This window comes from Curtobacterium sp. TXMA1, assembly GCF_020162095.1.
Lineage (GTDB): Bacteria > Actinomycetota > Actinomycetes > Actinomycetales > Microbacteriaceae > Curtobacterium.
Map to the genome: position 1 here is coordinate 713,532 of NZ_CP083910.1, position 24,738 is coordinate 738,269.

General features: G+C 72.9%; 21 protein-coding genes. 13 read left to right on the forward strand and 8 right to left on the reverse strand.

Annotated elements, in window-relative coordinates; genetic code table 11:
- The first annotated feature begins 4 nt into the window (after positions 1–4).
- From LCG91_RS03500 to LCG91_RS03515, 4 genes are all read left to right on the forward strand, one after another.
- Entirely contained in the window at positions 5–1,033 is a 1,029-nt protein-coding gene (locus LCG91_RS03500) for a carbohydrate ABC transporter permease (protein ID WP_224442504.1), read from the forward strand.
- Positions 1,030–1,908, forward strand: coding sequence for a carbohydrate ABC transporter permease (locus LCG91_RS03505; RefSeq protein WP_058748956.1), 879 nt, complete (start codon positions 1,030–1,032; stop codon positions 1,906–1,908). Before LCG91_RS03500 ends, LCG91_RS03505 begins: the two co-directional genes overlap by 4 nt.
- Before the next feature lie 185 nt (positions 1,909–2,093).
- Positions 2,094–4,487 (forward strand): glycoside hydrolase family 3 N-terminal domain-containing protein, encoded by a 2,394-nt coding sequence (locus LCG91_RS03510; protein ID WP_224443197.1) that lies wholly within the window; start codon positions 2,094–2,096, stop codon positions 4,485–4,487.
- 167 nt (positions 4,488–4,654) lie between these two features.
- On the forward strand, positions 4,655–5,812 hold the full coding sequence (locus LCG91_RS03515; RefSeq protein WP_224442505.1) for a PP2C family protein-serine/threonine phosphatase: 1,158 nt from the start codon (positions 4,655–4,657) through the stop codon (positions 5,810–5,812).
- A 21-nt stretch (positions 5,813–5,833) separates the two neighbouring features.
- On the opposite strand, the gene katG is transcribed toward LCG91_RS03515, so the two are convergent.
- The 3 genes from katG to LCG91_RS03530 all read right to left on the reverse strand — a co-directional run bounded on the left by katG (position 5,834) and on the right by LCG91_RS03530 (position 9,248).
- Complete coding sequence (gene katG, locus LCG91_RS03520) at positions 5,834–8,245, reverse strand: catalase/peroxidase HPI (RefSeq protein WP_224442506.1); 2,412 nt, start codon at positions 8,243–8,245, stop codon at positions 5,834–5,836.
- 106 nt (positions 8,246–8,351) lie between these two features.
- Entirely contained in the window at positions 8,352–9,023 is a 672-nt protein-coding gene (locus tag LCG91_RS03525; protein WP_224442507.1) for a haloacid dehalogenase type II, read from the reverse strand.
- Between the two features lie 30 nt (positions 9,024–9,053).
- On the reverse strand, positions 9,054–9,248 hold the full coding sequence (locus LCG91_RS03530) for a hypothetical protein (protein ID WP_224442508.1): 195 nt from the start codon (positions 9,246–9,248) through the stop codon (positions 9,054–9,056).
- 139 nt (positions 9,249–9,387) lie between these two features.
- Between LCG91_RS03530 and LCG91_RS03535 the strand changes: the two genes are divergently transcribed.
- A complete protein-coding gene (locus tag LCG91_RS03535) occupies positions 9,388–9,561 on the forward strand; it encodes a hypothetical protein (RefSeq protein WP_224442509.1) in 174 nt (57 codons plus the stop codon).
- A gap of 117 nt (positions 9,562–9,678) precedes the next feature.
- Positions 9,679–10,251, forward strand: coding sequence for a TetR family transcriptional regulator (locus LCG91_RS03540; RefSeq protein WP_224442510.1), 573 nt, complete (start codon positions 9,679–9,681; stop codon positions 10,249–10,251).
- Here the strand turns inward: LCG91_RS03540 and LCG91_RS03545 are convergent.
- The 5 genes from LCG91_RS03545 to xylA form a co-directional block, all read right to left on the reverse strand.
- Positions 10,209–11,222, reverse strand: a complete 1,014-nt coding sequence (locus LCG91_RS03545) for a helix-turn-helix domain-containing protein (RefSeq protein ID WP_224442511.1) — start codon at positions 11,220–11,222, stop codon at positions 10,209–10,211. The genes LCG91_RS03540 and LCG91_RS03545 overlap by 43 nt on opposite strands.
- 77 nt (positions 11,223–11,299) lie before the next feature.
- Positions 11,300–12,532 (reverse strand): ATP-binding protein, encoded by a 1,233-nt coding sequence (locus LCG91_RS03550; protein WP_058748961.1) that lies wholly within the window; start codon positions 12,530–12,532, stop codon positions 11,300–11,302.
- 54 nt (positions 12,533–12,586) lie between these two features.
- Positions 12,587–13,576, reverse strand: coding sequence for an acetylxylan esterase (locus tag LCG91_RS03555; protein WP_224442512.1), 990 nt, complete (start codon positions 13,574–13,576; stop codon positions 12,587–12,589).
- Positions 13,577–13,698: 122 nt separating this feature from the next.
- Positions 13,699–15,201, reverse strand: a complete 1,503-nt coding sequence (locus tag LCG91_RS03560) for a xylulokinase (RefSeq protein ID WP_224442513.1) — start codon at positions 15,199–15,201, stop codon at positions 13,699–13,701.
- Positions 15,194–16,387 carry a xylose isomerase gene (gene xylA, locus LCG91_RS03565; RefSeq protein ID WP_224442514.1) on the reverse strand — a complete coding sequence of 398 codons (1,194 nt, stop codon included), beginning with the start codon at positions 16,385–16,387 and terminating at the stop codon, positions 15,194–15,196. The genes LCG91_RS03560 and xylA overlap by 8 nt, the downstream gene beginning before the upstream one ends.
- A gap of 97 nt (positions 16,388–16,484) precedes the next feature.
- Between xylA and LCG91_RS03570 the strand changes: the two genes are divergently transcribed.
- The 7 genes from LCG91_RS03570 to LCG91_RS03600 all read left to right on the forward strand — a co-directional run bounded on the left by LCG91_RS03570 (position 16,485) and on the right by LCG91_RS03600 (position 24,704).
- Positions 16,485–17,678 (forward strand): Gfo/Idh/MocA family protein, encoded by a 1,194-nt coding sequence (locus LCG91_RS03570; protein ID WP_224442515.1) that lies wholly within the window; start codon positions 16,485–16,487, stop codon positions 17,676–17,678.
- A complete protein-coding gene (locus tag LCG91_RS03575) occupies positions 17,678–18,376 on the forward strand; it encodes a ThuA domain-containing protein (protein ID WP_224442516.1) in 699 nt (232 codons plus the stop codon). Before LCG91_RS03570 ends, LCG91_RS03575 begins: the two co-directional genes overlap by 1 nt.
- Entirely contained in the window at positions 18,361–19,473 is a 1,113-nt protein-coding gene (locus LCG91_RS03580; RefSeq protein ID WP_058728955.1) for a Gfo/Idh/MocA family protein, read from the forward strand. Before LCG91_RS03575 ends, LCG91_RS03580 begins: the two co-directional genes overlap by 16 nt.
- 93 nt (positions 19,474–19,566) lie before the next feature.
- Positions 19,567–20,643 carry a sugar phosphate isomerase/epimerase family protein gene (locus LCG91_RS03585; RefSeq protein ID WP_224442517.1) on the forward strand — a complete coding sequence of 359 codons (1,077 nt, stop codon included), beginning with the start codon at positions 19,567–19,569 and terminating at the stop codon, positions 20,641–20,643.
- A 175-nt stretch (positions 20,644–20,818) separates the two neighbouring features.
- Positions 20,819–22,057, forward strand: coding sequence for an ROK family transcriptional regulator (locus LCG91_RS03590; RefSeq protein WP_224442518.1), 1,239 nt, complete (start codon positions 20,819–20,821; stop codon positions 22,055–22,057).
- The gene (locus LCG91_RS03595; RefSeq protein ID WP_224442519.1) at positions 22,054–23,100 is read left to right on the forward strand and encodes an NAD(P)-dependent alcohol dehydrogenase; all 1,047 of its coding nucleotides are present in this window, start codon (positions 22,054–22,056) and stop codon (positions 23,098–23,100) included. Before LCG91_RS03590 ends, LCG91_RS03595 begins: the two co-directional genes overlap by 4 nt.
- A 224-nt stretch (positions 23,101–23,324) precedes the next feature.
- Positions 23,325–24,704 (forward strand): MFS transporter, encoded by a 1,380-nt coding sequence (locus LCG91_RS03600; protein ID WP_224442520.1) that lies wholly within the window; start codon positions 23,325–23,327, stop codon positions 24,702–24,704.
- Positions 24,705–24,738: the final 34 nt, after the last annotated feature.

A 24,738-nucleotide genomic window follows, 5' to 3' on the forward strand; every position in this document is an offset into this window, starting at 1 on the left:
ACCGATGACCACCTCCGTCACCAGTCGCTCCACGGACCAGTCCGGGGCAGCGCGGTCCGGGGCGTCGCGTCGCACGGGCGGGGCCGACGGTTCGCCGTCGGCCCCGGCCCGTCGGGCCCGCAAGGGCAACGACGTCCGCACCCGGGTCGAGATCGCCGTCCTCGCCGGCCCCGCCACGATCATGTTCGTCGGGTTCGTCATCCTGCCCGTCGTGCTGGCCGCGTACTACGGCTTCTACAAGTGGCAGGGGTACGGCACCCCGACCGACTTCGTCGGTCTGCAGAACTACACGATCATCTTCACCGACCCGGACTTCCGGGGCGTGCTCTGGCACAACCTGTTCATCGTCGTCGGGTCGCTCGTCGTGCAGGGGCCGATCGCGATCGTCCTCGCGCTGCTGCTCAACCAGCGCATCCGCGGGCGCGGCCTGATCCGCGTCCTCATCTTCGTGCCGTACGTGATCTCCGAGGTCATCGTCGGCACGGGCTGGAGCCTCATGCTCCAGTCGAGCGGCGCCGTGAACGACCTGCTGCAGGCGGTCGGGCTCGGGGGGCTGCGCAACGACTGGCTGTCGAACCCCGACATCGCGATCTGGACGCTCCTGGCGATCATCTCGTGGAAGTACATCGGCTTCGCGGTGATCCTGTTCCTCGCCGGTCTGCAGAGCATCCCGGAGGAGCTGTTCGAGGCCGCGCAGCTCGACGGCGCGAGCTACTGGCAGATCCAGCGGCGCATCACGCTGCCGCTGCTCGGTCCGACCATCCGGATCTGGGCGTTCCTGTCCATCATCGGCTCGCTCCAGCTGTTCGACCTCGTCTACATCATCTGGGGTCAGTACATCGCGGCGACCGCCGGCACCTCGACGATGGCGACGTACATGGTCGCCAACGGTCGACTCTCCGGCAACTACGGGTACGGCAACGCCGTCGCCGTCGTCATCTTCCTCATCTCGCTGGTCGTCGCCCTCGTCTACCAGCGGTTCGTCCTGCGTCGCGACACCGCCGGCGCACTCACCGAGAAGGGCGACCGATGACCGCCACCGCCTCCATCGTCGCGCCGAACCGGCGCCGGTCCCGTGACCGCGGACCGGTCCGCAAGGAACGCAACCTCGGCACCTACTTCATCGCGCTGGTCTTCATCGCGGTCTGCGTCGCGCCGGTGGCGTACATCATCCTCGGCGGCTTCCGTACGAACTCGCAGATCACCGCGAGCCCGGCGGGCCTGCCGAACCCGTGGCAGATCGGCAACTACGTCTCGGTCCTGACGAGCGGCGTCTTCTGGCAGCAGCTCGGCAACTCCGTGATCGCGGGCGTGACCACCACCGTCGGCGTCGTCGTGCTCGGACTCATGGTGAGCTTCGTGCTCGCCCGCTACCGGTTCCGCGGCCAGGGTGCGCTCTACTCGCTGTTCGCCGCCGGTCTGATGTTCCCGATCACGGTCGCCATCACGCCGCTGTACCTGCTCGTCAAGGACCTCGGGCTCACGAACAGCCTGGCCGGTGTGATCCTGCCGCAGATCGCGTTCGCCCTGCCCACGACCGTCATCATCCTGGTGCCGTTCCTCCGGGCCATCCCCGACGAGCTCGAGGAGGCCGCGGCGATCGACGGCGCGAGCCGGCTCGGCTTCTTCTTCCGCATGGTCGTGCCGCTGTCGCTGCCCGGTGTCGTCACCGTCGGCATCCTCGCGTTCATCGGCAGCTGGAACAGCTACATCCTCCCGCTCTTCATCCTCAACGACGCGTCGGCCTACACGCTGCCGCTCGGCGTGCAGGCGTTCTCGTCGCAGTACTCCGTGGACACCGCGCGGGTGCTCGCGTTCACGTCGCTGTCGATGATCCCCGCCCTCGTGTTCTTCGCGATCTTCCAAAAGCGCATCGTCGGCGGCCTGACCGGGGCGGTGAAGGGGTGACCACGCTCGACCACGCCGTCACCACCGACGGCCAGGAGGCGCGCGGCGCGTCCGCAGCACCGGTCCCGTCCGCCGGTCATGACGGACGGGAGGCGCCAGGCGGCGCCGCAACGGGCCTCCCGTCCGACCCGGGGCACGTCACGGACGGGACCGCACCGGACCGCGTCACTGCGCTGCTGGCCGCGATGACCCTCGAGGAGAAGACCGCGCAGCTGGTCGGGTACTGGCTCGACCAGAACGGCGTCGTCGCCCCGATGCAGGGCGAGATGGCCGCGGCTCAGCAGGGGACGACGCTCGCCGACGTCACGCGGCACGGCCTCGGCCAGTACACCCGCGTCTACGGCACCCGGCCCGTCGAGCCCGACGAGCGTGCCGCCTGGCTGTGGGCGGAGCAGCGCCGGCTGAAGCGCGAGACGCGGCTCGGCATCCCGGCGCTCGTGCACGAGGAGTGCCTGACCGGCCTCGCGGCGTGGAAGGCGGCGACGTTCCCGACGCCGCTGGCGTGGGGGGCGTCCTTCGACCCCGAACTCGTCGAGCAGGTCGGCGCCGTGATCGGCCGCTCGATGCGGGAGCTCGGCGTGCACCAGGGCCTCGCACCCGTGCTCGACGTCGTCCGCGACCCCCGCTGGGGCCGGGTCGACGAGTGCATCGGCGAGGACCCGTACCTCGTCGGCACCGTCGGCACCGCCTACGTGCGCGGCGTGCAGAGCGCCGGCGTCGACGCGACGCTCAAGCACTTCCTCGGCTACTCGGCCTCGCGTGCCGGACGCAACCACGCGCCGGTCCACGCCGGACCGCGCGAGGTCGCCGACGTCTTCCTGCCGCCGTTCGAGATGGCGCTCGTCGACGGCGGTGCCCGGAGCGTCATGAACTCGTACGCCGAGATCGACGGCGTGCCCGTCGCGGCGGACCCCGCGCTGCTGACCGACCTGCTGCGCGACCGGCTCGGGTTCGACGGCACGGTCGTGGCGGACTACTTCTCCGTCGCGTTCCTCGAGGTGATGCACGGCGTCGCCCGCGACCGCGGCGAGGCGGCCGCGACCGCGCTCGCGGCCGGGATCGACGTCGAGCTGCCGACCGGCGACGCCTACCTGGCGCCGCTCGTCGAGCGGGTCCGCAGCGGGCTCGTCGACGAGGCACTCGTGGACCGTGCCGTGCTCCGGGTGCTCCGACAGAAGGAGCGGCTCGGCCTGCTCGACCCGGACGCCTTCGAGGACGAGCCGCCGACGGGCATCGACCTCGACTCTCCGGAGCACCGTGCGCTCGCGAAGCGGCTGGCCGCCGAGTCGCTGGTGCTGCTGTCCAACGACGGCGTGCTGCCGCTCGCCGCTGCCGGCGGCGGTGCTGCTGGCGGTGTCGACGGCGCTGCTGGTGCGTCCGCCCCCGTTCCCCCGGGCGCCGTCCTGCAGGGCCCGGTCGCGGTGATCGGCCCGAACGCCCACCGCGCCGAGGCCCTGCAGGGCTGCTACTCGTTCGCGAACCACGTGCTCGCCACCCACCCGGGTCTGGACCTCGGCTTCGCCATCCCGACCGTGCTCGAGGCGCTGCAGGAGTCGCTCGGCCCTGACGCCGTCCGGTACGCCCGCGGTGCCGAGGTCGAGGGCGACGACCGCTCCGGCTTCGCCGAGGCCGTCGCTGCCGCGCAGGAGTCGGCCGTCGCCGTCGTCGTGGTCGGCGACCAGGCCGGCCTGTTCGGCCGTGGCACCGTCGGCGAGGGCAACGACTCCGAGTCCCTCGACCTGCCCGGCGTGCAGCGCGAGCTCGTCGAGGCCGTCGTGGCCACCGGCACCCCGACCGTCGTCGTGCTGCTCACCGGTCGTCCGTACGCGATCGGTTGGGCGCTCGACGGCGACGGCCCGAAGCCCGCGGCCCTCGTGCAGGCGTTCTTCCCGGGCGAGGAGGGCGGCACCGCGATCGCCGACCTGCTCACCGGTGCGGCCGCACCGACGGGCCGACTGCCGGTCTCGCTGCCGCGGTCCGCCGGGGCGCAGCCGTACTCGTACCTGCACCCGCGCCTCGGTGGTCCGTCCGACGTCACGGCGACGGACTCCACCCCGGTCCGACCGTTCGGCTTCGGCCTGACGTGGACGTCCTTCGCGTACGAGGACCTGACCGTGGACGGGACCGCGACCACGGAGGGGGCGCTCACGGCGTCGGTCACCGTCCGGAACACCGGTGACCGGGACGGCGTCGAGGTCGTCCAGCTCTACGGGCACGACCCGCACGCGTCCGTCACCCGACCGGTCGCGCAGCTGCTCGGGTACGCGCGGGTCGCCGTGGCGGCGGGGGAGTCCGTGACGGTCCGGTTCGACGTGCCGCTGGCTCGGTTCGCGTTCACCGACCGCGCGATGCGGAAGGTGGTCGAGCCGGGTGACGTCGAGGTGTGGGTCGCGTCCGATGCGGGGGCGTCCCTGCCGGGAGGCCCGCTCGAGACCGGCGGGATCGTCGCGTCGGGCGACGGGCCGGTCCGGCACGAGTTCCCCCGGTCCGCGACGGACCGCGCGGTCGTGCGGGTTACGGGTACGGTGCACGAGGTCACGCCGGCCGACCGGAGGGTCGTCACCTGGACGACCGTCTGAGCGGCGGGCGCCGCCGCGGAGTGTCCGGATCAGGGTCCTCCGCGGCGGCACCCGCATGCCCGCCGACGTCGGGCCGGTACGGTGGAACGAGTCTTCCACGGGGACCGCGTCCCACGGTGTGCCACCACGCACCGCGGCCCCGGTGGACCAGGAGGAGGACGACACCCGTGAGCACCGACGACCAGGCACGCGTGCGCAGTGCGCTCGTGGCGGCGCTCGACGTCGTCGACGCGGCACCGTCGGAGCGGTTCGAGCGCATCGTCCGGGTCGCGCGCGAGGTCTTCGACGTGCCGCTGTCCTACGTCAACGTGCTCGACGACGACCTGCTGCACACCCTCACCCCGAACGTGCCCGACGAGATCGTCTCCGGGCCGGTGGGGTGGTCCTTCTGCCAGCTGACGGTGCAGCAGGTGGAGCCGACGATCGTCCCGGACACCACGGCCGACCCCCGGACCGCCGACCTGCCGGGTGTCACGCGGCGCGGCATCCGGTTCTACGCGGGCGTGCCGCTCACCATCGCCGGCGGGGAGCCCGTCGGGACCCTCTGCCTGATGGACACCCGACCACGGGCGTTCTCCCCCCAGGACACCGCAGCGCTCATCGACCTCGGGCACTGGGCGGAGCGCGCCCTCGGGCAGGGGCTGCACCACGACCGTCTGCTCGAGGTCGCCACCGCACTCGCGCCGAGCACCGTCGCGCCCGCGGGGTACCGCATCGCGGCGGTCACGGTGCCCTACGGGGACCTCAGCGGCGACCTGCACGACTGGTCCGTGGTCGACGGCGACCTCGTGCTGACCCTCGCCGACGTCATGGGCAAGGAACAGCCGGCCGCGCTGCTCGCGGCGGGCATCCGCGCAGCCCTCCGCCAGCACCGGACCGTCGCGCCCGTCGCCGCGGTCGCCGCCGTCGAACCCGCCCTCGCCGAGGACCTCGGCCGCGCGAGCGCCTTCGCCACCCTGTTCCACGCCCGGCTCGACCCGGTCAGCGGGGTCGTCGAGGTGGTGGACGCGGGCCATGGTCTGGCGGTGCACGTCCCGGCGGACGGGGCGCCGAGGGTGCTCCGGTCGCGCGGCCTGCCGCTCGGGCTGCACCCCGAGGGGACCCCACGGCACGCGTCGAGCACGGTCCTGGCGCCCGGCGACGCCCTCGTGGTCGTGAGCGACGGCGCACTCGACCTGGGCGACGGCACGATCGACACGCTCCTCGACCTGGCGCGCACCCTGCGCGCGGCGTCCGGCATCGACGCGTTCCTCGAGACGGTGCGACTCCGCGCGGCCGAGCGGGCCGAGGACGACGTCACGGTCGTCGTCCTCGGCCGCGCCTGACCGCGCGCGGAGCCGCCCTGGTCAGGCGGCCATCGGGCCGTACCGGCGGTGCCCCTTCACGTCGTAGCGGTCGAGCATCATGACCTTGTCCCACGCGGCGACGAAGTCCCGCACGAAGCGCTCCTGTCCGTCGCTGCCGGCGTAGACGTCGACGATCGAGCGGAGCTGCGCGTTCGAGCCGAACACCAGGTCGTTCCGCGACGCCGTCCAGCGCTCCTCGCCGGTGGCCTGCACGGTCCCGGTGAAGGTCGTCTCGGTGTCGTCGGTCTTCTTCCACACCAGGTCGGTGTCCGTCAGGTTGACGAAGAAGTCCGTCGTCAGCGCACCGACCCGCTCGGTCAGGACACCCGTGGACGAGCCGTCCCAGTTCGCGCCGAGCACCCGCAGCCCGCCGGTGAGCACGGTCCACTCCGGCGCGGTCAGCGTCATGAGGTTCGCACGGTCCAGGAACACGGCCTCCGGCGCGACACCGGGGGCGAAGTCCGCGAAGCGCTCGGACACGTGGTTCCGGAACCCGTCGGCGATGGGCCGGAGCCACTCGAACATCTCGATGTCGGTCTGCTCCTGCGAGGCGTCGACGCGGCCCGGGGTGAACGGCACCGTGACCTCGACGCCGGCGGCGCGCGCGGCGTCCTCGACCCCGACGCAGCCCGCCAGGACCACGAGGTCGGCGAGGGAGACGTGCTTCCCGCCCTGCTCGAACGTCGCCTTGACGCCGCGCAGCGTCTCGACGACGGGGACGGTGCGCTGGTTGATCGGCCAGTCCTTCTGCGGAGCGAGCGCGATCCGCCCGCCGTTCGCACCGCCGCGCTTGTCGCTGTCGCGGTAGGTCGAGGCGGCCGAGTACGCGGTGACGACCAGGTCGGACACCGGCGTGCCGGTCGCGCGGATCGCCTGCCGGAGCGCGTCGACGTCCGCGTCCGTCAGGGGCTCGCCGACCGCGTCGGGCAGCGGGTCCTGCCAGAGCAGGTCGTCCGAGATCGTCGTCTCCGGGCCGAGGTAGCGGTGCTTCGGCCCCATGTCGCGGTGCGTCAGCTTGTACCAGGCCTTCGAGAACGCCGTCGTGAACAGGTCGAAGTCGGCGAGGAAGCGCTCGCACACCTCGCGGTAGGCCGGGTCGACCTTCAGCGCGATGTCCGAGGTCATCATCATGAGCGCGTGCGTCTCGCCGGGCACGTGGGCGTCCGGGGTGCGCGGGGCGTCGGGGTCCGCCGGTGTCCACTGCAGGGCGCCGGCGGGGCTCTTCGTCTGCTCCCACTCGTGGCCGAACAGGTTCTCCAGGTAGCTGTTGTCCCAGCGGGTCGGGTCCTGGGTCCAGCTGCCCTCGATGCCGTTCGTCATGGTGTCCTTGCCGTTGCCGGCACCCTGCGGGTTGTGCCAGCCGAGCCCCATCGCCTCGATCGGGGCGATCTCCGGGGGCGGGCCGATCTGGGCTGCCGGTACCTGTCCGTGGCTCTTGCCGAACGCGTGGCCACCGGCGATCAGGGCGACGGTCTCCTCGTCGTTCATCGCCATCCGGCTGAAGGTGATGCGGATGTCCCGCGCCGAGCCCATCGGGTCGCCGTTCGCGTACGGGCCCTCGGGGTTGACGTAGATGAGCGCCTGGTGCGATGCGGCGAGGGGGCTCTGCAGGTCGTAGTCGGCGTCGCCGTTCTCGCCGTGCCACCGCTCGTCGCGCTGCACCATGTCGTCGTAGCTCTCGACGTGGTGCGGGTCCCAGACCTCTGGACCCCACCAGGTGCCCTCGTCCGGCTCCCAGGCGTCGAGGCGACCGCCGCCGAAGCCGTACGTCGGCAGGCCCATCAGCTCGAGCGAGCAGTTGCCGGTGAGGACCATGAGGTCGGCCCACGACAGCGCGGCACCGTACTTGTGCTTGATCGGCTGGAGCAGGCGGCGCGACTTGTCGGTGTTGCCGTTGTCCCACCAGCTGCTGATCGGGGCGAAGCGCTGCATCGCGGTGCCCGCGCCGCCGCGGCCGTCCGCGATCCGGTAGGTGCCGGCGGCGTGCCAGGCCATGCGGATCATCTGCGGGCCGTAGTTGCCGTAGTCGGCGGGCCACCAGTCGACCGAGGTCGTGAGCAGCTGCTTGATGTCGCGCTTGAGCTCCTCGAGGTCGATCGTGGCGAAGGCCGCCGCGTAGTCGAAGTCCGCACCGAGCGGGTCGGCGTCGACCCCGTTGCGGTGCAGCAGCTCGACGCGGAGCCGCTGCGGGTACCAACCCTCGAGCGACGACGGCGCCTGGCCGAACGTGCCGCCGAGGTGGTCGCCGCCGGCGGGCAGCGAGCCGGCCATGTGGAAGCTGCAGGTGTCCGTGCCGTCGGCGTCACGGGCGTGGCTGCCGTGGAAGGAGGCCCCCTGCGGGGTCGCGGTGTCGTGGTGGCCGTCGTGCTGCTGGCCGGTGTCGTCCGTGCCGGTCGTGCTGTCGTCGCTCAACGCTGCTCCTGTTCGATCGTGTCCGCGGAACGCGGGGCCGATCGCCACGGTTCGCCCCTCGGCTGGGAGGACGACGGGAGCCGTGCGCAACCCGGCGGTCCCCCGATCAGAGGACGTGCAGGACCGTGGCCAGGTCGGCGAGCGAACGGACCGTGGCGTCCGGAGCGTCGAAGACCCGGGGCCACGGCGTCCTCGACCGGTCGACGTGGACCGTCCGGAAGCCCGCGGCCCGGGCCCCGTGCAGGTCCCACGGGTGCACCGCGACGAGGACGGCGTCGGCGGGAGCGGTGCCCGTCACGGACGCGGCGTGTTCGTAGGTCCGACGGTCCGGCTTCCACGCCCCGACCGCGTCCACCGACAGGACCGCGTGGAAGGCGTCGGCGATGCCGGCGCGGCGCAGCAGCGACCCGGCGTAGTCCGCCGTGCCGTTCGACAGGGCGACCAGCCGGTGGTCCGCAGCGACGAGTCGACGCACGCCGCCGACGACGTCCTCGTGGACGGGGAGGTCCCCGAAGACCGACATCACCCGTCCGACGGCGGCATCGACCGGTCCGTCGAGGTCCGGCTCAGCGGCGAGCAGCTCGGTCAACGTCTGCCGGGCGACCTCGGGGAACGGGCGCGCCCCGGTGGTCGTGCTCAGCGCGAAGCCGTCGCGGAGCGTGGCCGCGAGCCAGCTCGACGGCGTGGTGCCGTGCGCACCCAGCTCGTGCAGCACGGGCAGGACCGGAGCGGTGTCGGACAGGGTCTCGTTGACGTCGAAGAACACGGTTGCAGGCACGCGTCAGGCTACGCCCCGGCCCCGCGAACGTCAGGGGCGGTGGTCGTACCGGCCCGGCGGCGGGTCGAGCGGCAACTGCCGCGGTGTCTGCCCGCAGTTCCGCGCCGCGCCCACGGCGGTGACGGAGCGCGTCACGATGCTCACGGCCGTCGCGAACCAGCCGCGCTTCCGCGGGTGCTCGAACGCGTCGTCGCCCCACGGTCGGTCGCGGTCCTGTTCCCCCATGACGCCCCTCCTGGTCCCGGTGGTCGTGAGGCTACACGGCCGGGGACCGCACCGGGAGGTCCGGGATCCGACGCCGTCCCGGGAACGGCCGGGGGAGCGTGGGTAGCGTGGCCCTCCTCACACCGTGAAGGAGCACGCCATGTCCGACGCACACGACCCGCGCGACACCGTCAACGACCCCGAGGGCACCGAGAAGCCCGACGGCCTCGGCGAGGACGGCACCATCCCCGCGCACCCCGAGGGCGTCGCCGCCGGCTTCGCCGGGGACGACTCGCACTTCAACCCCGAAGAGGACGACGAGACGGCGGAGTAGCCCACCCGAGCACGAACGGACGGGAGGCCCGTGGCGACGCCGCCACGGGCCTCCCGTCCGTCCCGGGATCGCCGCGTCGTCGTCGGGACCGCAACGTGGGTCGGTACCGTGTCCGGCATGGCCCGCTTCACGCCCCCCGCTGCCGACGCGATGCGCGCGACCCTGCTCGCCGCCGCCCGCGACGAGTTCGCCGCCCACGGACTGGCCGGGGCGCGGGTCGAGCGCCTCGCCGCCGAGGCCGGCAGCAACAAGGCGCAGGTCTTCCACTACTTCGGCGGCAAGGACGGGCTCTTCGACGCGCTGCTGACGAGCGAGCTGACGGCCGTGCACGACGCCGCGCCGCTCGACACCGCCGACCTGGCCGCGTGGGCCGGCCGCCTGCACGACGTCCTGGTCGAACGTCCGTGGGTGGAACGCCTCGCGACGTGGCACCGGCTCGAGCGGCCGGACGTGCCGGTCGAGGCGCTCGCGGAGCAGTACGCCGACGCGGTCGCCGAGGTCGAGCGAGCCCAGCGCGCCGGCGTGCTCCCGCGACGCTTCCGTCCCGCGGTGCTGTACGGACTCGTCGTCCAGCTCGCCCGGGTCTGGCCGACGCTCCCGCTGGAGGCCGCCGCGTCGGTCGCCGCGGTGGTGCCGCAACGTCGCCGTCAGGTCGTGGTGGACGCCGTCGGAGCGCTGCTCGGGGGCTGATCCGTCCGCGGCGTCACGCGTCGCTGCAGGGTGGCCGAGGGGCGCTCGCCGAAGGCACCGGCGTAGGTGCCCGCGAAGCGGCCGAGGTGGGCGAAGCCCCAGGCCCTCGCGACCTCGGCGACCGTGGTGGTCGTCGGGTCCGCGGCCTCGAGTGTGGTGCGGATGCGGTGGAGGCGGACGTCACGCAGGAACTGCATCGGGCTCGTCGCACCCGCCCGGTGGAAGGCCGCCTGCAGGCCCCGGGCGCTGAGGCCGGTCACACGGCAGACGTCGGCGGTCGTCAGCGGGCGGTGGGCGTTCGCGGCGATCCACTCCTGGGCGGCCCGGACCGCTCCGTGCCCGGCTGCCGCGACTCCCGACGGCGGGGTCTGGTCGAAGGCCGCGAGGACGGCTTCGGCGATCCTCCGGTGCTGCGTGTCGCGGACGGACGGCGGGGCGGCCGGGTCCCACAGCGTCGCGGCGGCACCGGCGATCGTGCGGCGCAGCGCGGGCAGCGCGTCCTGGGCGGCGGTCGTCCGGAGGTCGAGCGGGCCGGGGAGGTCACCGCGGAGCGCGGCCGAGACCGACTCGAGGAAGTCGGCGTCGAAGCGGACCACGTGCTGGACCGCCGGCGCGGCGTCGAACACGAAGGGGCGCCCCGCCGGGTAGGTGACGGGGACGTTCGGCTGCATCGTGATCGGGTCGCGGCGGTCGGCGTCGAGCACCATGCCGGGTCCGGTGGCCCAGGCCAGGGTGTACTGGCGTCCGGGGTTGATCGTGCCCCACCGGTGCGCGGCGACCGCCGACGTCGCAGTGGTGACCCGGTCGTCGCCGACCGCGCGGTAGCGGTAGGAGAACCCCTCGGACACCGCCCGTCCGATGTTGATGTCGTGACTGCTGTAGACGCCCTCGAACAGTTCCACGGCGTCGTCGACCACGGTGCCGTGGTGCTCGGTCGCAGTGGCGGTGGGGGTTCGGAGATCGGTACGCATGCGCGACCCAGTCTGCGCCTCGCCGCCGGGAACCCGTGGTGCAGTGCGCGTCGCGGCGTTCCGTCCGCCGTCGCGGCTCAGCGCACGTGCGGCCAGTCCGTGGACAGGTAGGCCTCGACGGCCCGGTTGCGGAACGAGTAGGGCTTGCCGCGGACGATGATGCCCCGCACGGTGTCCAACCGCTGCGAGAACGGGCCGACGTTCGCGGCCGACGGGAGGCCCATCCGTTCGGCGATGGTGGTCAGGGTCCGTTCCGAGGGATCGAGTGCGGCCATCGCCTCCACGAACTCCCGCTCACGCGACGGCAACCGGTTGAGGATGCGCTCGACGTGAGCGGAGGCCTCGCCCTCTGCACCCTGCCAGCCGCTCCGGACGTCGTCGTCCGTGATCACCGGGGAGGTGCTCGCGTTCCACGCCCGCTGGCCCGCGAGCTGGAAGAGGAACGGTTCACCGCAGCACAGCGCGATCAGGGCGCGGACCGCGTCCGGGGTCATGTGGACCACCTCGGTCGATCCGTCTGCGGCCGGGGTCGTCCACCCGTCGATCACGAAGGGCTGGAGCGCCTGGGCGAGGTCGGGCTCGTCGATCGAGGTGAGGGTGACGGTGCGGAAGCGTCGCGCGAAGGTGGCACCCTTGCGCGCCCCGGCCATGTCCTCGAAGTCGGGCAGCCCGGTCAGGTAGACGGCGATCGGGAGGAAACGTTCGATCACCACCCCACCGGGAGCGACGACGTCGACCTGGTGGGCGAGGGCGTCGCCGAGAGCGATGAGCAGCTGTGAGAGGGCCGCCTCGTCCGAGATGTTCTGCACCTCGTCGATGTGGACGAGGACGACCTTGTCCTGCTCGATCGCTGCCTGCCCGATCTCCACGAGCAGCTCGAAGAGACTGGTGAACGCCTCCGGGCCCTGACCCTGGCGGACGGTGACCGAGAACCCCGAGACGGCGAGCTGCTCGACCCGCGTGAAGAGGTCGAGCAGGCCCTGCCGCGCCGAGGACCGGAGTCCGGCGGAGTCCGCGAGACGGAGGAGCGCCGCAGCAACGATGCGGAGCGGATCGGCTCCCGCGGGCATCCGGAGCTGCGGCGTGACCCAGTCACCGGAATCGATGGCGTGACGGGCGATCCGACGGACGAGACTGGACTTGCCCGTCCCCGGCTCGCCGAGGATCGTTCGACCGGTCTCGTAGAGACCGGCACGCCGACGTGGACGGACGACGTCACGCCAGTCGGAGAGCTGTTCGACCCGCCCGGCCCAGACATCAGGGACGATGTCGGAGCCGGGCTGGAACGGATTCGTGACCGGGGAGCGCACCTGTTAACTTTATCAAGTCCGCAGGTGCGCCGATAAACTTAACAAGATCTGGCCCTAGGCGAGCCGATCGGCCAGGAATGCCGCCTGCCGCTCCCAGTGCCGGTGGCCGCCGCCCTCGTGGCCGTTGTAGGGGTAGACCTCGATGTGCTTGTCCGCCGACGCGAGCGCGTTGTACGCCGCGAAGGTCGTGCGCGGGGGCACCACGTCGTCCATCAGCGCGACGGAGAAGAGCGCGGGAGCCGTGATCCGCGCGGCCAGGTTCACACCGTCGAAGTACGCCGTGGTGTCCCACACGGTGTCGACCGCGTCCCGGTGCACGGCGAGGTACTGGGCGAGCTCGAGGTAGGGGCCGCCCACGGCGACGTCGGTGCCGTGCTCCCAGTCGGAAAGGAACGCGACGTCGGGCATCACGGCGACGAGCGAAGCGGTGTGCGCCTCGACCAGGGCGGCTGCGGCGATCGCGATGCCCCCGCCCTGGCTGCCGCCGGTCAGCGCGATGCGGTCCCGGTCGACACCGGGCAGCGTGCGGACCGCGTCGACGAGCCGGACGGCGTCCGTGTAGACGCGTCGGTAGTAGTGCTCGGCGGGCGAGGCGATGCCGCTCGCCATCCAGCCGCCGCCGTTCGGGCCGGAGCCGTGCGGGTCCGGGGTGTCGCCGCCGGAGCCCCAGCCGCTGCCCTGCCCGCGGGTGTCCATCACCACGTGCACGTACCCGGCGAGGGCCCACGACACCCGCTCGCCCGGGAGACCCCGACCGCCGCCGTACCCGATGAACTCGACGACGGCGGGCAGGTCGCCCGTCGCGCCGGCCGGACGCGAGACCCATGCACGGACCGGGTCGCCGGCGAAGCCCGGGAACGTCAGGTCCTGCACGTCGAGCGCGGTGACCGGGGTCGTCGCGGGGACGAGCACGGGCTCGGTCCCACTGCCGGCCGCCCGGGCCCCGGCGATCGTGTCCGCCCAGAACGCGTCGAGGTCGTCCGGCTGCCGCACGGAGGGGCGGTAGGCGCGGAGCTGGTCCAGGGGCAGGTCGGTGAGCGGCATGGGGTCCTCAGTGGTGGTGGGTCGTTCCGGGCGTACCCGGTCGGAACGGGCGTACCTGGTCGGAACTCCCGACCAGGTACGCCCGATTCCACCAGGTACGCGGCTGCTGCGCGACCGTCGGGTCAGCGTGCGGCGGCGCGGTACTGCTCGAGCACCTCGGGGTGCGGGTCCGCGGGCACGACCGTCGCGGAGACCTCCCACGACGGCAGGCTCCCGGTCAGCACCCACGCGGCCTGTCGTGCGGCGCCCGAGGCGACGTACTCGCCGGGCTCCGGGATCGACACGTCACGACCGAACACCTGCGCGGCGACGGCGCGGACGGCCTCGTTCCGCGCTGCCCCGCCGATGAGCAGCAGCCGCGACACGTGCACGCCGGTGTCCTCGACCGCGGCGAGCCCGTCGGCCAGCGCGCAGAGCATGCCCTCGACGGCGGCGCGGGCGAGGTGTGCCCGGTCCGTCGTCGCGGGGGTCATGCCGACCAGCGATGCGGTCGCGTCCGGCCGGTTCGGGGTGCGCTCACCGACGAAGTACGGCACGAGCACGAGCCCGTCCGCCCCCGCCGGCGCCTGCAGTGCGAGCTCGCCGAGCTCGCCGTGGTCGACGGAGAGGAGTCCGCCGATCACCTCGAGCACGCGGGCCGCGTTGAGCGTGGTGACGATCGGGAGGCGCGAACCGGTCCCGTCGGCGAAGCCCGCCACGGTCCCGCTCGGGTCGGCGACCTCGGTGTCGGTGACGCCGAAGACCGTCCCGCTGGTGCCGAGGGACACCGCGACGTCGCCCGGGCCGAGCCCGAGGCCGAGTGCGGCCCCGGCGTTGTCGCCGAGCCCAGGGCCGACGACGAGTCCCGCACGGGCGACGGTGCCGCCGGGCAGTTCGACGTCGCCCTCGAGGGTGCCCATCGCCTCGTCCGGGGCCACGACCCGGGGGACCACGACCGCGTCGTCGTCCCCTCGGGTCGTGTCGTCCGCACTGCGAGCGGGACGCATCGGCTTGCCGAGTGCGGCCTCAAACAGCTCGGGGTCGTACTCCCGGCGCACCGGGTCCCAGTACCCGGTGCCGCTGGCGTCCGAGCCGTCCGTCGCCAGGGCGTCGAGGTCGGGGCCGAGCGGGCTCTCGTCCGTCGGGCCGTACCCGCGCAGCCGCCACGACAACCAGTCGTGGGGGAGCGCGACGGCCGCGACCCGCGCCGCGTTCTCGGTCTCGGCGTCGCGGAGCCACCGCAGCTTGGTGCCGGTGAACGACGCCACCGGGACCAGACCCGTGCGGGCGACCCATGCCTCCCGGCCGAGTTCCTCGACCAGCTGCGCGGCCGCGTCGGCGCTGCGGACGTCGTTCCAGAGGAGCGCGTCGCGGACCACGTGGCCGTCGGCGTCGAGCGCGACCATGCCGTGCTGCTGCCCGGCGATCGCGACGGCGGCGACGTCGTCGAACCCGCCGGCGTCCGCGATCGCGGTGCCGAGCGCGTCCCACCAGTGGCGGGGGTCGACGGAGGTGCCGTCCGGGTGGGACGCGCGCCCCTCCCGGACGACCGCACCGGTGTCGGCGTCACGGATGGTGACCTTGCAGGACTGCGTCGACGAGTCGACGCCCGCGACGAGACGGCGCCCGTCGGCGGACTCAGCCACGAGCGCCCATGAGGTGCTCGATCGCGAGCTGCTGCAGGCGCACGAAGCCGAAGCCCTTGCCGCCGAAGTACGCGTCGGCGTCGAAGTCCTCGTACGCCGAGCGGTCGGCGAGGAAGTCGTCGTACGACTCGCCGCTGTTCAGCGTCGGGGTGCTCAGCTCGTCGACCTTCGCGGCGGACAGGGCCTCCTGCACCTCGGGGTCGGCGCGGAACGCCTGCGCGCGCTCCTTGAGGAGCAGGTACATGCGCATGTTCGCCTTCGCCGAGTCCCAGACGCCGGTGATGTCCTCGGTACGGCTCGGCTTGTAGTCGAAGTGACGGGGGCCGTCGTACGCCGGGCCGCCCTGCGGGGCACCGTGCTCGAGCAGGTCGACGAGCGAGAAGGCGTTCTGCAGGTCACCGTGGCCGAAGACGAGGTCCTGGTCGTACTTGATGCCGCGCTGGCCGTTGAGGTCGATGTGGAAGAGCTTGCCCTGGTAGAGCGCCTGTGCGATGCCGGCGGTGAAGTTCAGGCCCGCCATCTGCTCGTGGCCGACCTCGGGGTTGATGCCGAACAGCTCCGGACGCTCGAGCGTCTCGGTGAAGGCGATCGCGTGGCCGAGGGTCGGCAGGAGGATGTCGCCGCGGGGCTCGTTCGGCTTCGGCTCGATGGCGAAGCGGATGTCGTAGCCCTTGTCGGTGACGTACTGGGCGAGCAGGTTGACGGCCTCGCGGTAGCGCTCGAGCGCGGCCTGCACGTCCTTGGCGGAGTCGTACTCGGAGCCCTCGCGGCCACCCCACATGACGAAGGTCTTCGCGCCGAGCTCTGCGGCGAGGTCGAGGTTGCGGAGGACCTTGCGGAGCGCGAAGCGACGGACGGCTCGGTCGTTCGAGGTGAAGCCGCCGTCCTTGAAGACGGGCGCCGAGAACAGGTTCGTCGTGACCATCGGCACGATGATCCCGGTGGAGTCGAGCGCGCCCTTGAGGCGCTCGATCTGCGCCTGGCGCTCGGCGTCGGTCGAACCGAACGCGAACAGGTCGTCGTCGTGGAAGGTCAGGCCGTAGGCGCCGAGCTCGTCGAGCTTCTCGACCGCCTCGACCACGTCCAGCGCGGGACGGGTCGGGCCGCCGAACGGGTCGGAGCCGTTGTAGCCGATGGTCCAGAGACCGAAGGAGAACTTGTCGTCGCGGGTGGGCGTCGTTGCCATGGTGGATCACCGTTCGTCGTCGAAACAAAATGTTGCCGCGCCCAACATAAGCGGTAGGGTGGATCCTGGCAACACCGGATCGCAAAGGAGCGAGTGGATGGCACAGGACGGACACGGACCGGGACGACTGCGCGTCGCCATGGTCGGGCACGGCTTCATGGGAGCGGCGCACTCCCAGGCGTGGCGGACCGCACCGCGGTTCTTCGACCTCGGCGTGGAGCCCGAGATGGCCGTGGTCGTCGGCCGTGACGCCGAGCGCACCGAGGCGGCGCGACGGCAGTACGGCTGGCAGGCCGCGTCGACCGACTGGCGGCATGTCGTCGCCGATCCGGACATCGATGTCGTCGACGTGGTGTCGCCCGGGTCCTCGCACGTCGAGGTCGCGATCGCCGCACTCGAGGCCGGCAAGCACGTCCTGTGCGAGAAGCCCCTCGCCAACACCGTCGAGGAAGCCGAGGCGATGACCGCCGCCGCGCAGGCCGCCGCCGAGCGCGGCGTCCGGGCGATGGTCGGCTTCAGCTACCGCCGCGTCCCCGCCATCGCGTTCGCCCGGCAGCTGGTCGCGGACGGGAGGATCGGGACGGTCCGCCAGGTCCGCGCGCTCTACCTGCAGGACTGGTTGGCCGACGAGGACGGTCCGATGACGTGGCGCCTGGACAAGGCGCTCGCCGGCTCCGGCTCGCTCGGCGACATCGGTGCGCACGCGATCGACCTCGTCGAGCACGTCACGGGCGCACAGCTGTCGACCGTGTCCGGCACGCTCGAGACCTTCGTGCACGAGCGCCCGCTGATGGCCGAGGGCGTCGGGCTCTCCGGCACCGCGTCGAGCGAACGCGGGCAGGTCACCGTCGACGACGCCGCGTTCTTCCTCGGTCGGCTCTCCGGCGGCGCTGCCGACGGTGCGATCGGCACCTTCGAGGCCACGCGCTACGCGACCGGCCGGAAGAACGGGCTGACGCTCGAGGTCAGCGGGTCCGAGGGCGCGATCCAGTTCGACCTCGAGTCGATGAACGAGCTGCGCCTGTACGAGTCGTCGGCGCCCGCGGGGGAGCAGGGCTTCCGCCGCATCCTCGTCACCGAGCCGGAGCACCCGTGGATGGCCGCGTGGTGGCCGACCGGGCACCTCATCGGGTACGAGCACACCTTCAGTCACCAGGTCACCGACTTCGTGCGGGCGATCGTCGCGGGCACCGACCCGCAGCCCTCGTTCGCGGACGGCCTCCACGTGCAGCGGGTCCTCGACGCGGTCGAGCGCAGTGCGGCCGACGGCAGCGCCTGGACGGTGATCTGATGGCTCCGGACAAGAAGGCCCTCGTCGTGCGCGGCGGGTGGGACGGGCACATGCCCGTCGAGACCACCGACCTGTTCGTCCCGTTCCTGCGTGACAACGGCTTCGACGTGCGCGTCGAGGAGGGCACCGCCGTCTACGCCGACAAGGCCGCCATGGCCGACGTCGACCTGATCGTGCAGATCGTCACGATGTCGACGATCGCGGACGACGAGTTCGCCGGACTGCAGCGGGCGGTGCTCGGCGGCGCCGGACTCGCCGGGTGGCACGGTGGGATCGCGGACGCCTTCCGGAACACCGCCGACTACCTGCACATGATCGGCGGGCAGTTCGCGCACCACGCGGGCAAGCACCCCTCGGAGCGCACCGGCGAGCAGTCCGACAACTACATCCCGTACACGGTGCACATCACCGAAGCGGGGCACGAGCACCCGATCACGCGGGGCATCGAGGACTTCGACCTCGTGACCGAGCAGTACTGGGTGCTCTCCGACGAGTACAACGACGTGCTGGCGACGACCACGCAGGAGGCCCGGGACTTCGACGCCTGGAACCGCCCGGTCACCGCGCCCGCGATCTGGACCCGGCAGTGGGGGCAGGGGCGCGTGTTCGTCTCGGCGCCCGGGCACCGGCTCGAGGTCGTCGAGTCGCAGCCGCTCCGCACGATCATCGAGAGGGGACTCCTGTGGGCAGCCCGGTGAACGACCGTCCGTCGCGGGTGGGGGTCGTCGGTGTCGGCGTCATCAGCCAGCAGTACTTCGAGCACTTCCCGGCGCTGCCCGGGCTCGAGCTCACCGCCGTCGCGGACATCGACGTCGACCGGGCACGAGCCGTGGGCGAGGCCCAGGGCGTGCGGGGGACGAGCGTCGACGAGCTCATCGCCGCGGACGACGTCGACGTCGTGCTCAACCTGACGATCCCGGCCGCGCACGCCGAGATCGCCACGCGGGCGCTCGAGGCCGGCAAGCACGTCTACGGCGAGAAGCCGCTCGCGATGTCGACGGCCGAGGCGCAGCCCGTGCTCGACCTCGCCCGGCGGTCCGGCCTGCGGGTCGGCAGCGCGCCGGACACCGTGCTCGGCACCGGGATCCAGACCGCCCGCCAGGCGCTCGACAGCGGTGCGATCGGCACCCCGGTCGGGGCCGCGGTGTCGTGGTCGGCACCCGGGCACGAGCTCTGGCACCCGGCGCCCGCGTTCTACTACCAGCCGGGCGGCGGCCCGCTGCTCGACATGGGGCCGTACTACCTGACGAGCCTCGTGTCGTTCTTCGGCCCGGTCGTCCGGGTCAGCGGTGCCTCGACCCGGTCGGACCGCGAGCGCACCATCGCGACGGGGCCGGCGGCGGGCACCCCGCTCCGGGTGGACATCGACACGCACGTCGTCGCCGTCCTCGAGCACGCGGACGGCGTCGTCTCCACGGTCACGGTGTCGTTCGAGGTCTGGGCGACCCGCGCGCCGCTGTTCGAGGTGTACGGCACCGCGGGCACGCTCGGCGTCCCCGACCCGAACCGGTTCTCCGACACGGTGTCGATCGCGGATGCCGACACCCGCGAGTGGCGGGACCTGCCGACGAGTGCCGGGTACGCCGACGCCGGGCGCGGGTACGGGCTCGCCGACATGGCTCACGCGATCGCGACCGACCGTCCGCACCGGGCGTCCGGGGAGCTCGCGTTCCACGTGCTCGAGGTGATGGAGGCGGTGTCGACCGCGGCCCGGGAGCACACGGTGGTCGAGGTCCGGTCGCGGGTCGAGCGGCCCGACACCGTCCCGGCGGGTGCCACACCCGGGTCCTGGTGAGCCAGACTCGGCAGCAGCACGAGTCGGCAGCAGCACGAGTCGGCAGCAGCACGACGCGAGACGACACACGACAGGCGAGGAAGGACGACGACGATGACGACGACGGACGGAACCGGCGAGACCGAGGTGGGCAGCGCCTCCAGGCCGGACGGTGGTGCCCGGTCGAACCGACCGGTGACCCTGTTCACCGGGCAGTGGGCGGACCTGCCCTTCGAGGAGGTCGCACGCCTGGCGGGCGAGTGGGGCTACGACGGGCTGGAGATCGCCTGCTGGGGTGACCACCTGGACGTACGCCGCGCCGCGACGGACCCGGAGTACGTGGCGGACCGGAAGGCCGTCCTCGAACGGAACGGGCTGCAGGTCTGGACGATCGCCAACCACCTGACCGGCCAGGCCGTGTGCGACGACCCGATCGACCAGCGGCACGAGGACATCCTCGCGCCGCACGTGTGGGGTGACGGCGATCCCGAGGGCGTGCGGCAGCGTGCGGCCGAGGAGCTGCAGTGGACCGCGCGGGCGGCCAGGGCACTCGGCGTCGACACCGTGACGGGCTTCTCCGGGTCGTCGATCTGGAAGACCGTCGCCGGGTTCCCACCGGTCCCGGCGAGCATGATCGAGGCCGGGTACCAGGACTTCCACGACCGCTGGTCGCCGATCCTCGACGTGTTCGAGGAGGTCGGCGTCCGCTTCGCGCTCGAGGTGCACCCCTCCGAGATCGCCTACGACTACTGGACGGCGAAGCGGGCGCTGGAGGTGTTCGCCGACCGGCCGTCGTTCGGGTTCAACTTCGACCCGTCGCACTTCGTGTGGCAGGACCTCGACCCCGCCGCGTTCCTGCTCGACTTCGCCGACCGGGTGTACCACGTGCACTGCAAGGAGTCGGTGAAGCAGCTCGACGGGCGGAACGGTCGACTCGGGTCCCACCTGCCGTGGGGCGACCCCCGCCGCGGGTGGGACTTCGTGTCCGCCGGGCACGGGGACGTGCCGTGGGAGCGGGTGTTCCGCGTGCTGAACCACATCGGGTACGACGGCCCGACGAGCGTCGAGTGGGAGGACGCCGGCATGGACCGGCTCGTCGGCGGCCCCGAGGCGCTGGCGTTCGTCCGCCGACTCGGCACGATCGCCCCGCCCGACGCCGCCTTCGACGCCGCGTTCTCCCGCTCGCGCTGAGCGTCCCCGCGCGTGCTCCGCGCGCGTCGGCACCGGGTGCTTCCGGGCGTACCGGGTCGGAACGGGCGACCTCGGCCTTCCGGAACGACCAGGTACGCCCGTTCCCGTCTCCCATCGCAAGCGTTCTGGGAAACTCCGTACGCCCCACACCACGACCACCCCACGAGGAGGACCCATGGCCCGACCGGCCACGACCACGCCCGGCAACGTCGCGCGCGTCCTCCGCATCGTGCACGAGGGTGGACCCGTCACCCGCGCCGAGCTCACCAGGAGCACCGGACTCAACCGGTCGACGGTGCTCGCCCTCGTCGGGGAACTCGTCGAACGGGGCCTCGTGCACGAGGAGTTCCCGACCGCCGGAGCCGCCGCTGCCGACCGTCCCGCCGGGGTCGGCCGGCCGAGCGCCGTCGTCCGGGCCTCCGCCGACGTCGTGGCCGCCGCGGTCACGGTGGAGATCGACACCGTCGCGGTGGCGCTCGTCGCCCTCGACGGCACGGTGCGCGACCGGCTCGTCGAGCCGCAGTCGAGCGTCCCGACCGCGGCCGCGGCGATCGACGCCGTCGCGCGGCTGCTCGGTGTCCTGACCGGGCGGGCCGCTCCGGACCTGCGGCTCGTCGGGGTCGGCGTCGCCGTCCCCGGCATCGTCCGGGTCGAGGACGGGCTCGTCCGCGACGCCCCGCACCTCGGGTGGCGGGACGAGCCCTTCGCCGGTCCCCTCGCCGAGCGTCTCGGGCTGCCGGTCCGTGCGGCGAACGACGCGAACCTCGGCGCGTGGGCCGAGCGGCTCTACGGCAGCGCGCGCGGCGTCGACGACCTCGTGTACCTGAACGGCGGCGCGAGCGGCATCGGCGGCGGGATCGTCAGTGCCGGCCGACCGTTCAGCGGAGCGGACGGGTACGCGGGCGAGCTCGGGCACACCTTCGTCGCGGCGAACGGCATCCGCTGCCACTGCGGTGCCGTCGGGTGCCTGGAGACCGAGGCCTCCCGCGGTGCCCTGACCGCCGTGACCGGCACCGCTCCCGACGACCTCGACGCCCTCGCCGCGGCGCTCGCCGAGGGGCACGACGCGGTCGAACGCGTCGTCGACCGCCAGGTGACCGCGCTCGCGACGGCGATCCGGAACGCCATCCACACCGTCGACCCCGAGGTGGTCGTGCTCGGCGGGTTCCTCGGCGTGCTGCTCGGGTACGTCGGGGGCCGCGTCGAGGACGACGTGCGGGCGCAGACGATGGCGGCGATGACCGACCGGCTCCGCATCGTGCCCGCGGAGCTCGGGCGGGACGTCCTGGTGCGCGGTGCCGCCGAGCTGGGGTTCGCCGACCTGCTCCGCGACGGCGCCCTGCCGACGACGACCGACACCGACCAGACCACGACCGACCGCGAGGACGCGGTCGAGGAAGCGAGAACCGCATGAGCACCACCTCCGACACCCAGCGAGCGAGCGTCCTGCTCGGCACCGAGGACCTGACGATCGAGGACCGCCCCGTCCCCGAGGTCGAGCCGGGCGACGTCCTCGTCCGCGTCGCAGCCGTCGGCGTGTGCGGCTCCGACGTGCACTACTACCGGCACGGCCGCATCGGCGACTTCGTCGTCGAGGAGCCCCTCGTCCTCGGCCACGAGCTCTCCGGCACGATCGCCGCCGTCGGCGAGGGCGTCGACCCCGGCCGGGTCGGGGAACGCGTCGCCGTCGAACCCCAGCGCCCCTGCCACCGCTGCGCGCAGTGCCTGGCCGGCCGCTACAACCTCTGCCCGCACATGCGCTTCTACGCGACGCCCCCGGTCGACGGCGCGTTCGCCGAGTACGTCACGATCGAATCCGAGTTCGCGCACACCCTGCCCGACACGGTGTCCTTCGAGGCCGGCGCGCTGCTCGAGCCGCTGTCGGTCGGCATCGCCGCCGCGCGCAAGGCCGGCATCGTCCCCGGCTCCAGCGTCCTCATCGCCGGTGCCGGTCCGATCGGCGTGATCTGCGCCCAGGTCGCCCGTGCCTTCGGCGCCACGCGCGTGGTCGTCAGCGACCTCGTCCCCGAGCGCCGTGAACGGGCGCTGTCCTTCGGTGCGACCGAGGTCGTCGACCCCGTCGCGGTGGACGTCACGTCGGACATCGTCCCCGTCGACGCGTTCATCGACGCCAGCGGCGCGCCCCGCGCCGTGTCCGACGGCATCAAGGCGGTCGGGCCTGCGGGTGCCGCCGTGCTCGTCGGGCTCGGCAACTCCGAGATGGTGCTGCCGGTCGAGCACATCCAGAACCTCGAGGTGACGGTCACCGGCATCTTCCGCTACACGAACACGTGGCCGGTCGCGATCGGCCTGGTCGCGTCCGGCCAGGTCGACCTCGACGCGCTCGTCACCGGGCGCTTCGGCCTCGACGAGGTCCGCGAGGCCCTCGAGAGCGACACCGACCCGGCCTCGCTCAAGTCGGTGGTCTACCCGAACGGGGTCCCCGCGGGCGAGTGATGCCGTGGGCCGACGTGCGCGACGCTGGTCGCGCCGTCGGGTGACCGGTCGACGGACGGGAGGCGCGGTGCCGGCGGGTGCCGAGCCTCCCGTCCGTCGCGTGGTCCGTACCGGTGTCGCGTGGGCACCACGTGCGGTTCACGTCGATCCCTGCCGGACCGGGCACCGAGCGCGGGACGGGACGGCGCCACCGCCCCGTCACCCGGACGCGCTACGGTTCGGCCATGACCGCGACACCGGCGGCGGCAGTGCCGCAGCGCACCGACCGGAGAGCACTCGTTTCCTGGGCGCTCTGGGACTGGGGGTCCTCGGCGTTCACCGCGGTCGTCACCACGTTCGTCTTCAGCACCTACCTGGCGAGCCGTGCGTTCGTCGACCCGCGGCTCGTCGCCGCCGAGGACTCGTCGTCGGCCGCTGCGCAGGCGGTCGAGCGGGAGCTCGCGCACAACGCGGCGACCGTCTCGACGGCGTTGACGCTCGCCGGGATCGTCGTCGCACTCGTCGCACCCGCGGTGGGCAGGCTCGCGGACTCGTCCGGCCACCGCCGTCGGTCCGTGCTCATCGGCACGATCGGCGTCGCCCTGTCGATCGGGGCGATGGTGTTCGTCGCGCCGCAGCAGCCGTACCTGGTGCTCGGCGCGGCGCTCCTCGGCATCGGGACCGTCGCGTACGAGGTCGCCACCGTCGGCTACAACGCGATGCTCGGCCAGGTGGCGTCCGGACCGCAGACCGGGCGGGTCTCGGCGGTCGGCTGGGCTGCCGGGTACTTCGGCGGGATCGTGCTGCTCGTCGTCCTGCTCCTGCTCTGCATCCAGGACTTCGGCACCGAGGGGGTCGCCGGACTCCTGCAGCTGCCGTCGACCGTGGCTGACGGGTCGTGGGACGTCCGGGTCGCGATCGGGATCGCCGCGGTGTGGCTCGCGGTCAGCTCGGTCCCGCTCTTCCTGACCGTGCCCGAGGCGGCGCCGGACCGCTCCCGCACCGGCGGGCTCCTCGGCGCCTACCGCGACCTCGTCCGGCACGTCGCCCGGCTCTGGCGCGAGCGTCGGAACGTCCTGGTCTTCCTGCTCGCGAGCGCGGTGTTCCGCGACGGCGTCGGCGCGGTGTTCACCTTCGGCGGCATCGTCGCCGCGCAGGTCTTCGGGTTCAGCCCGTCGCAGGTGATCCTCTTCGCGATCGCGGCGAACGTCGTGGCCGGCGTCGCGACCTTCGCCTCCGGGCGGCTCGACGACCGCTTCGGTTCGCGGGCGGTCATCACCGTGTCGCTCGTCGGGCTCGCGCTCACCGGCATCGGCGTGTTCCTCATCGGGAACGCCACGGCCGGGTTCTGGGTGCTCGGCCTCACGCTCGCGATCTTCGTCGGGCCCGTGCAGTCGTCGTCCAGGGCGTACCTGGCGCGGCTCGCCACCCCGGGTCGCGAGGGCGAGCTGTTCGGCCTCTACGCGACGACCGGTCGGGCGGCGTCCTTCCTGGCGCCGGCGCTGTTCGGCATCGCGGTGACGATCGGCGGGTCGACGCGGTTCGGGATCATCGGCGTGGTCGTGGTGCTCGTCGCGGGGCTCGTGCTCATGGCGTTCGTGCAGCGGGAACCCGCGCGCGCGTAGCGCTCCGGTCGGGGTGCCGGGGCCGCTCCGGGTC